We start from the raw sequence: 7266 nt of genomic DNA on the forward strand, positions 1-7266 counted from the left end.
CTGCCATCTGGTGCAGCGCTTCCTTGAGTTTTTTCGCCTTCATCGCGTCGCCGAGGCGCACACGACGCAGGATTTCCGGGGCGAAATTCGGAACGCCGCGGAACAGTATCTCCTCGCCTTCGGTCAGCGTGTCGCCGATGCGCAGCGTGCCATGGTTGGGGATGCCGACGACGTCACCGGCAAAAGCCTCGTCAGCGGTAACGCGGGTCCGGGCAAAGAAGAACTGCGGCGCCGACAGCGACATCGGTTTTCCCGTGCGCACCAGCTTGGCCTTCATGCCGCGCTCGAGCTTGCCCGAACAGACACGGACGAAGGCGATGCGGTCGCGGTGATTGGGATCCATGTTGGCCTGGATCTTGAAGACGAAGGACGTCATCTTCTCTTCGGTCGCCTCGACCTTGCGGGTGTCGGCCTCCTGCGCGCGCGGCGGCGGTCCAAAAGCGCCGAGTGCCTCGATCAGGTCGCGCACGCCATAGTTGCGTAGCGCCGAACCGAAATAGACCGGCGTCAGATGGCCCTCGCGGAAGGCCTCAATATCAAGGGGTCTGCACGCTTCTCGCGCGAGTTCCAGTTCCTCGATGAAGGCTTCGCGCTCGTTTTCGGGCAGCAGCCCGGCGACGCGGTTGGAATCGGGGCCGTTGACCGGCGTGCGTTCCTTCTCCGCGTCGCCCCTGCGCACGGCATTCAGCGCCAGATGATAGGTGCCGGCAAAATTCTTGCCGCGGCCGATCGGCCAGGTGACGGGGGCAGTATCCAGCGCCAGCTTCTGTTCGATCTCGTCCAAAATCTCGAACGGATCGCGGCTTTCGCGGTCCATCTTGTTGATGAAGGTGATGATCGGGATGTCGCGCAGGCGGCAGACTTCGAACAGTTTCAGCGTGCGTGGCTCGATGCCCTTGGCGGCATCGATGACCATGACCGCCGAGTCGACCGCCGACAGCGTGCGGTAGGTGTCGTCGGCGAAATCCTCGTGGCCGGGCGTGTCGAGCAGGTTGAAGACATTGTCCTCATACTCGAAGGTCATCACCGAGGTGACGACCGAGATGCCGCGTTCGCGCTCGATCTTCATCCAGTCGGACCGCGTCTGGATCTTGTCCTTCTTGGCCTTGACCTCGCCGGCGAGCTGGATGGCGCCGCCGAACAGCAGCAGCTTTTCGGTGAGCGTCGTCTTGCCGGCGTCCGGGTGCGCGATGATCGCGAAGGTGCGGCGGCGTGCCACTTCTTCTTCTATTGCTTCGGGCATTCTCTGGGATTTCCGTGTGACAGGCCGGGCTTCTAGCAGCGCAGTGCCGGCCTGTCGACCGGTCCGGCGGCTCGGGCGCTGCTGATCGCCGCCTCACCGTCAGAGCATACAGCTCAGTCGTGCTGTGGCTCCGGCCAGTGCATTGCCGCATATTTTACGCTGCGCGATGTTGGCAAGCGGCTGCCGGGATGGCACTGGATGAACATCCCTCCGGATGACGAGGAAGAGGAGCAAGCATGACTGCGGCGAAACAAGTAATCGTCATCGGCGCCGGCATCATCGGTGCCTCCACCGCCTGGCATCTGAGCAGAGCGGGTGCGCAAGTGACGGTGATTGCCGACAGTGCTGCCGGTGGGGTGGCGACGCCAAATTCGTTCGCCTGGATCAACGCCAGCTGGGGCAATCCGGAGCCCTATTTCCGGCTGCGCACCCGCGCCATGGCCGAATGGTCGCGGCTGGCGCAGGACCTGCCCGACCTGCCGCTGAGCTGGTGCGGCGGCCTGTGCTGGGACTTACCGGCGGCCGACATGGAAACCTACGCCACGGAACATTCCGCCTGGGGCTATGGCATCAGCCAAGTCGACCGCGCCGGTGCAGCGCGCATCGAACCTAATCTCACCGAGCTTCCGGATTTTGCCCTGCATGTTGCCGAAGAAGGTGTCGCAGAGCCCGTGGCCGCCGTCCGTGCCCTATTGGCAGACGCGAAGCGACATGGCGCGAAGACCATCTCCAGCACGGTGACGGCCCTGGTCCAGACCGGCGGCAGGATCACCGGTGTCGACACATCGCATGGCCTGATTGCATCGGACGAGGTGGTGGTCGCGGCCGGCGTTGGCTCGCCGGAGATCGCCGCGACCGCCGGGATCAACCTGCCGATCGAAACGCCGCCCGGCCTGATCGTCCATTCGCGACCGCACGAAAAGCTGCTCAACGGGCTGGTGCTGGCCGAGCGGCTGCACATGCGCCAGACGGCGGAAGGCCGCATCATCGCCGGCTCGGATTTTGGCGGAGCCGATCCGGGCATGGATGCCGAAGCCACCGCCCACGCCCTGTTTGCGGCCATGAAGGCCATGCTGCGCGACAGCGATGGGTTGGAACTCGATTTCCACACGGTCGGCTACCGGCCGACGCCGATCGACGGCTTTCCGATCATTGGCCGCGCCGAGGGCTTGGACGGTGTCTATGTCGCCGTCATGCATTCCGGCATCACGTTGGCGCCGGCCATCGGCCTGTTCGCCGCTCGGGAAATCCTCGACGGCGAGCGCGACCCCTTACTTGCCCCTTATGGATTGTCGCGTTTCGCTCAATAGGCGGGCGGACGCCGAAAGCCGCCGGTCAGTGGTTCGATTGCCCTGGCGATGCCGAGCAGCTGTGACTCCGACCAGCGTTTGCCGACCAGTTGCAAGCCGATCGGCAAGCCCTCGCTGCCCTGTCCGCATGGGATGGAAAGCGCCGGATGGCCGCTGTAGTTGAAGACGGCGCCATAGGCCGGCAGCATCCAGTAGCTCTGCTCCTTGCCGTCGACCGTGATCGGCGTGCCCGGCTCGCAATGCGGGAAGGCGGAAGTCATGGCGACCGGGCAGAGCAGCGCGTCATGGTTTTCGAAAAACCGGTCCCAGGCGAGAATGGACCTGTCGCGGCGGGCGAGTGCCTCGAACCAATGCGAGACCGGTGTCGGGTTCTCCGGCGACTCCGGCTGGGCGGCCTCCAGCATCATGCCGATCAGCGCGCCGCCCTGCTCCAGATCGTGGTGCAGATCGAGTTTCGGCAGTTTTGCCTCCTCAACGAGGGCACCGGCCGATTGCAGCTGCCTTGCGAGGTTTTCGACCGCGGCGCTGATGTCGCCGGCCACCGGAAAGCCGGGAAAGGACGGCGCGAAGGCGATGCGCAATGTCCTAGGGTCGAGCTTCGGCATATCCTGGACCGGCACCGGAGCAAGATCGGTGTCGCTTCCATCCGGGCCGGCGATGATTTGATAAATCAGCGCCAAATCTTGCACGCTGCGCGCCAACGGCCCGAGGCAGGACATCAGCCGCACGCTGCGCGCGGCACCGCCGGGATCGGGGAAGGCACCGGCCAGCGAGACACGATGCTCCGTCGGCTTCAAGCCATAAACACCGCAAAAGGCGGCCGGCAGCCGGATCGAATCCTGCATGTCTGTGCCCACGTCGAACGGCGTCATCCCCAAGCAAATTGCCGCTGCCGCGCCTCCGCTGGAGCCTCCCGCCGTGCGCTGGAGATTCCATGGATTGTTGGTGCGGCCGAACAGCGGGTTGTTCGATTGCCAGTCCGAAAGCATGGCCGCGACATTGGTCTTGGCCATCAGCACGCCGCCGGCCGCTTTCAGTCTGATGACGACCGGGCTGTCCTGCTTGGCGACATAGTCGGCAAAGGGCGGGAAGCCGACCGTGGTCCTTATGCCTGACGTTTCGTGCATGTCTTTCAGCGTGAACGGCACGCCATGCAGAGGTCCGGGTGCGGCGCCGCGCGCCTGGGCAGCGTCCGCCTTCTTGGCACGCTCGCGGGCGCCTTCCCTGTCGAGCGAGATGACGGCATTCACCGCATGGTTGTGCGCATCGATTTGCGCCAGATAGGCGTCGAGTGCTTCCACGGCGGAGATTTTGCGCTTGGCGATGGCTGCAGCGAGATCGACGGTTGAGGAGAAGACGATGTCCATGAGGAATGCTCCGGCTTGGCCGCGCGTGCCTGACCAATTGGCGGAACGCGGCGCGATTTCAAGCGGAGTTGAGCATTCGGTATTCGCTAGTGCTTGATCGAAGTTGTGCTGCCGATGTCGGCACTCTACGGCGCCCCCCTCTGGCCTGCCGGCCATCTCCCCCTCAAGTGGGGAGATTGGATAGCGTCACGGCTTTCGCCAATCTTCAACGTTGCAAGAACGCGCGGTCGGCGAAGCTGCCAATCTCCCCACTTGAGGGGGAGATGTCCGGCAGGACAGAGGGGGCGCTGGCCCGCGACTTTGCAGCATTTGCGATCCGGCGAAGAAACTTACCCGACCAGCGCCAGCTTTGCCGCCGCTGGAGCAAACGGGCGAATGCTGATGCCGTCCCGCGTCATCGTGACAAAACTCGATGGCGGGATCGCTTGCCAGTCGCCGCCCTCGCGGTCGAACGGCTCGGACACGATGCAGCGGCCGCCGCCCTTGCGCAAGACGGAGGTGTAGAGCGTCGGCGCGTGGGCGTCGGTGGCATAGCGCACCGCATGCAGCGCCTGTCCATCCGAGAAGGCGGCGGTGAGCTTCAGCGCTGGTTCGAGGCCGGCGCGGCGCGAGGCTTCGAGCACGCGGCTAGTGGCGCGGGACACCGCGCCTTGCGGATCGCCGGCCAACCCTTCGTCGATCATCAGCAGGAAAAAGAGTTCGGAATCGGTGGTGCCTTCGCGCTGGTCGAAGACGGCGTCTGACAGCGAATTCTCCAGCGCGCGGCGGATCTTCTCGAAGCCGCCGATCTGGCCGTTGTGCATGAACGACCAGGCGCCGGAGATGAACGGATGGCAGTTCATGCGACTGGTGGCGCCGCCGGTCGACGCCCGCACATGGGCAAGGAACAGGCCGGATTTGATCTGCCGGCACAGGCTCTTCAGATTGGGATCGGACCAGGCCGGCAGGATATCGCGATAGAGACCCGGCTCCGGGCGGTCACCGTACCATGCAAGGCCGAAACCGTCGCCATTGGTCGGCGATTTCGCTTCCTGGGCGCAGTGGCTCTGGGCGATCAGCGAGTGACAGGGCGCCGTGAGGATGTCTTCGAGAAAGACCGCTTCACCGAGATAGGCCGCCCACCGGCACATCGCTTCTGTCGTCCTCTAGGCGCGATCCATAAGAGCCGCAGGCTCCTTGATCGCGTGTGTGCCTCTGTTGTGCGTCCGCTCGTAAAGCTCGCGAACGATTCGGCTGGCGGTAGTTTCAAACAGAAACGGCAAGAAAGCGTGAACGAGCGCGGCGCCGGCAGCCATCAACAGGCGCGACGAAAACCAGGCGGCAAAAGCCATATGACTGAGATAGGTTTCGCCGACCTTGGCCGGATGAGAGGTGAAAATCCTTGCGACCGACATGCTGGTTCCCCTTCAGCGCTTCAAGTTCCTGATATGAGTATCCTGACACGCTTCGCCGGTTCATCGGTCTCAAAATGTCCTTGTATTTCGGTGATCCTTGGGACAAATATCCCACATGACGCTGGAAATTGACGAAATCGACCGGAAATTGCTCACTGAGCTGCAACGCGACGGCACGCTGTCGGTCGACCAGCTGTCGGAACGGGTGGCGCTGTCGCGCAATGCCTGCTGGCGCCGAGTGAGGCGGCTGGAAGAGGCTGGTGTCATCACCGGCAGGGTGGCGCTGGTCGATGCCGAAAAGCTCGGGCTTGGCCTTTCCGTCTTCATCCTGATCCGCACGTCCAACCACGATCCGGAGTGGCTGCAGAAGTTCCGGGCGGCGGTGACCGGCTTTCCCGAGATCATCGGCGTCTACCGCATGTCCGGCGACCTCGATTATGTCTTGCGCGCCCGCGTCGCCGACGTGAAGGCCTATGACCGGCTCTATCAGCGGCTGATTGCCAAGGTGGCGCTGTCGGACGTTTCCGCGTCGTTCGTGATGGAGGAAATCAAGGAAACGACCGTCGTTCCGATGGAACTGCGTTAGGGGCAGCGCATGTGGGATTGGGTAGTGTCTCGGTATGAACTGGGCGCTTCTGGTCTTTAGGTCCGGTGGGCCTCGTGTAGCCTTAGCAATTCTGACTTGGCATCCACCAAAACCTGTTTCCAATGAGCGATATCGTCCGGCGTCGCTGGTTCTGGCAAAGCGTTTGCTGCATAGGCCTTCAACATGGCCTCAGCGAGACGCTTGCTAGACTCTGCAGTGCTTCTCAATAGGGCTAAGATGTCGGGTTGGTCATCGGCCTGATTATCCATGCGGCCAACATATCGAAATTCGAACAGTTAGGCGACAAACTACCGGACCGGCCATCGTGCCGCCCAAAAGAAAGCCGTTGATAGAATTACAGTCGAGTTGACCGAATCGCCGTTCGCGCCGATAGGATCGATTTTATGCGCGCAGCCCTTCAAACTTCCTCCGTCATCGGTCCGACCGTCGGCTTCGTCAGGTTGCCGCATGCTGAAGGACTTCCCCTTCCCGCCTATGAAAGCACTGGTGCCGCCGGCATGGATCTGCGCGCCGCTGTGCCGGACGACCGGCCGCTGCTGATCCTTCCGGGAAAGCGCGCTCTGGTGCCGACCGGGCTGATCCTGGAAATTCCGGAAGGCATGGAGGGCCAGGTGCGGCCCCGCTCCGGACTTGCTTTCAAGCACGGCCTGACCGTCCTCAACACGCCCGGCACCATCGATAGCGACTATCGCGGCGAGGTGAAGGTGCTGCTGATCAATCTCGGCGATGAAGACTTTGCCGTGACGCGCGGCATGCGCGTCGCCCAGATCATCTTCGCTGCGGTGGCCCAGGCGACCGTGGAAGAGCGCAGTCTGGCCGGTGGTACGGCGCGTGGCGCGGGCGGGTTCGGATCGACCGGCACCGCCTGATGCCTGAACTGCCTAAGCTTGTCATCTTCGACTGCGACGGGATCCTGGTCGATACAGAGAATTTGGCCAATCGGCGTCTCGCCGAATGGCTGACCGCTGCCGGCTATCCGACAAGCTTCGAATATTGCCGCAAGAATTTCTCCGGCCGCAGCATGGCGTCGGTGCAGAAAGAGATCGAAGAAGAGACCAGCGTCAGGCTCGGCGCCGGTTTCGTCGATCGCTGGAACGCCGGCCTGCCGGACCTGTTTGCCCACGGCGTCGAAGCGATCCCCTACGTCCGCGAGTTCGTCGAAGCCGTGCGTTCAGCCGGTATCGCCTATTGCGTCGCCACCTCGGCCCGGGTGTCGAAGATGCACATCACGCTTGGCCAGACCGGGCTGCTGCCGCTGTTCGAACACGCGATGTTTTCCTCGACCATGGTCAGCCGTGGCAAGCCGTTCCCGGACCTGTTCCTGCATGCGGCCAAGACCATGGGC

8 protein-coding genes are annotated in these 7266 nt (G+C 63.2%); 4 read left to right on the forward strand and 4 right to left on the reverse strand.

The genetic code is table 11. The features are described from left to right. A partial coding sequence (locus tag EN750_RS11195; RefSeq protein ID WP_127396464.1) for a peptide chain release factor 3 occupies nucleotides 1–1243 on the reverse strand: 1243 nt, incomplete at its 3' end. A 236-nt stretch (nucleotides 1244–1479) separates the two neighbouring features. Between EN750_RS11195 and EN750_RS11200 the strand changes: the two genes are divergently transcribed. After that, nucleotides 1480–2553 (forward strand): FAD-binding oxidoreductase, encoded by a 1074-nt coding sequence (locus EN750_RS11200; RefSeq protein WP_127266622.1) that lies wholly within the window; start codon nucleotides 1480–1482, stop codon nucleotides 2551–2553. Here EN750_RS11200 and EN750_RS11205 read toward each other — a convergent pair. The 3 genes from EN750_RS11205 to EN750_RS11220 all read right to left on the reverse strand — a co-directional run bounded on the left by EN750_RS11205 (nucleotide 2547) and on the right by EN750_RS11220 (nucleotide 5314). Then, complete coding sequence (locus EN750_RS11205; RefSeq protein ID WP_127396465.1) at nucleotides 2547–3920, reverse strand: amidase; 1374 nt, start codon at nucleotides 3918–3920, stop codon at nucleotides 2547–2549. The two genes, EN750_RS11200 and EN750_RS11205, sit on opposite strands and share 7 nt — an antisense overlap. A gap of 329 nt (nucleotides 3921–4249) precedes the next feature. Continuing rightward, complete coding sequence (locus EN750_RS11215) at nucleotides 4250–5050, reverse strand: class II glutamine amidotransferase (protein WP_127266625.1); 801 nt, start codon at nucleotides 5048–5050, stop codon at nucleotides 4250–4252. Nucleotides 5051–5065: 15 nt separating this feature from the next. Beyond that, complete coding sequence (locus tag EN750_RS11220) at nucleotides 5066–5314, reverse strand: DUF6356 family protein (protein WP_127396466.1); 249 nt, start codon at nucleotides 5312–5314, stop codon at nucleotides 5066–5068. Nucleotides 5315–5429: 115 nt separating this feature from the next. On the opposite strand from EN750_RS11220, the gene EN750_RS11225 reads away from it, so the two are divergent. The 3 genes from EN750_RS11225 to EN750_RS11235 all read left to right on the forward strand — a co-directional run. Beyond that, nucleotides 5430–5900 carry an Lrp/AsnC family transcriptional regulator gene (locus EN750_RS11225; protein ID WP_127332244.1) on the forward strand — a complete coding sequence of 157 codons (471 nt, stop codon included), beginning with the start codon at nucleotides 5430–5432 and terminating at the stop codon, nucleotides 5898–5900. A 404-nt stretch (nucleotides 5901–6304) separates the two neighbouring features. Continuing rightward, nucleotides 6305–6790, forward strand: coding sequence for a dUTP diphosphatase (dut, locus tag EN750_RS11230; RefSeq protein ID WP_127396467.1), 486 nt, complete (start codon nucleotides 6305–6307; stop codon nucleotides 6788–6790). Further along, the coding region (locus tag EN750_RS11235; protein ID WP_145967558.1) for an HAD family phosphatase at nucleotides 6790–7266 on the forward strand (477 nt) is incomplete at its 3' end. The genes dut and EN750_RS11235, both read left to right, overlap by 1 nt.

It is taken from the genome of Mesorhizobium sp. M7A.F.Ca.ET.027.03.2.1 (assembly GCF_003999175.1).
Classification (GTDB): Bacteria; Pseudomonadota; Alphaproteobacteria; order Rhizobiales; family Rhizobiaceae; genus Mesorhizobium.